This is a genomic window from Psychroflexus sediminis, assembly GCF_900099815.1.
GTDB lineage: Bacteria > Bacteroidota > Bacteroidia > Flavobacteriales > Flavobacteriaceae > Psychroflexus > Psychroflexus sediminis.
In genome coordinates this window covers 1-1,352 of the sequence record NZ_FNCW01000033.1, presented here as the reverse complement: position 1 = coordinate 1,352, position 1,352 = coordinate 1, and the positions used below count along the sequence as shown (strand labels likewise).

The following is a 1,352-nucleotide window of genomic DNA, read 5'->3' as shown; positions in this document are numbered from 1 at the left end:
GCCATCGGTTGACTCTTATCCTCTTTCACTTATATTTGTAAAACTAAAAATTTATTCCAAAAGCAAACATAGGAGCTATCGGGATTACGGCAATGGAAATCGAGGAACGAGATTCACGAACACTTAATACAATAAAAGCTTGGGTGAGATAAAAAAGTAATGAAGCATAAGTTTGGTCGAAAAACAATGAAACGATAAGGCTTTAAAGATTCATCGTCGAAGCAAAAAGCTTCTCTGTCTGAATGACATTTTTCTCGATAGCTACACTGAGCGAAGTCGAAGAGCTATTTGTTACGTTTCACTTCATAAAATCACCCACCTGCGTTTCCCGCCTGAGGCATTCAGCTGTCCACCTTAGACGGATACATGTGTCATTCCGACGAAGGGAGGAATCTCTTTTGTCGTAATATTCAAATAAGGATTTAAAAAATTAGGTGTTAGGAATTAGGGATTAAGTTTTAGATTTTAGGTTTTAGGAAATGAAAAGTTATTCGAGAAGTAAAACTTACTCATTAAGTTCCAAAATACGAATAAGTGAAACATTTAATTTCTTTAATTCATTTGTATCTAAGCCTCCCAATCGTCCAAGAACTAGATTCTTATTAATCGTAGCAAGTTTATTAAGCCTAATCAATGATTCTTTCTTTAAACCATTTGTCTCTGAGGGCTGAATATTAACATCAAAATCCGATTGCCATTTTAGTTGCGTGGTCATAAAACAAATACTTACATCTTCGTCGGTCGAAATTAAAACGACTGCAGGGCGATTTTTACTACCAGATAAGTCTGTAAAAGGAAAAGGGATCAATACTATGTCACCTTTTTTCATTTATAGCGATCTTTTAAATCTGATACGCTATATAGGTCTTCCTCTTCTTTTAAAAAGTCAAAAGATGTAGATTCTGATGATAATTGCTGAGCATTATCTAGCAGGATCTGGTTGTCAATTTTGCTAAAGAGAAAGTCTACAAAATCACTCACCTCTTGAATTTTGGCCTCAGGGAGCTGACTCATTTTATGGGCAGCCTGCTCAATAAGTTGTTCTTTTTTCATTTTGAAGTGTTTACGTAAAAATACAAATCAATTCCCTTAAATCCTAAATCTTCGAAATTTCTTAAAAGTAAAGAATTGAAAATCAGGTGTCGACTAATGTGAGTCGTGAGTCGTGAGTCGTGAGTCGAAATTAATTATTTTGAATTAATTGGTGGCTGAGTGTCCCGACTTTTGCGTCGGGATGTATCGAAGCTACCATCAGTTTTCTGTTTTCGGTTTTCGGTTTTCAGTGAATAGTGAGTCGGTGAGTCGGTGAGTCGGTGAGTAGGTGAGTAGGTGAGTAGGTGAGTAGGTGAGTA

At 36.2% G+C, this 1,352-nt stretch carries 2 protein-coding genes; both read right to left on the bottom strand.

The features are described 5' to 3' along the window. Positions 1–505 precede the first annotated feature (505 nt). Complete coding sequence (locus BLP81_RS13485; RefSeq protein ID WP_093370553.1) at positions 506–829, bottom strand: type II toxin-antitoxin system PemK/MazF family toxin; 324 nt, start codon at positions 827–829, stop codon at positions 506–508. Next, a complete protein-coding gene (locus BLP81_RS13480) occupies positions 826–1,053 on the bottom strand; it encodes a hypothetical protein (RefSeq protein WP_093370549.1) in 228 nt (75 codons plus the stop codon). The genes BLP81_RS13485 and BLP81_RS13480 overlap by 4 nt, the downstream gene beginning before the upstream one ends. Positions 1,054–1,352: the final 299 nt, after the last annotated feature.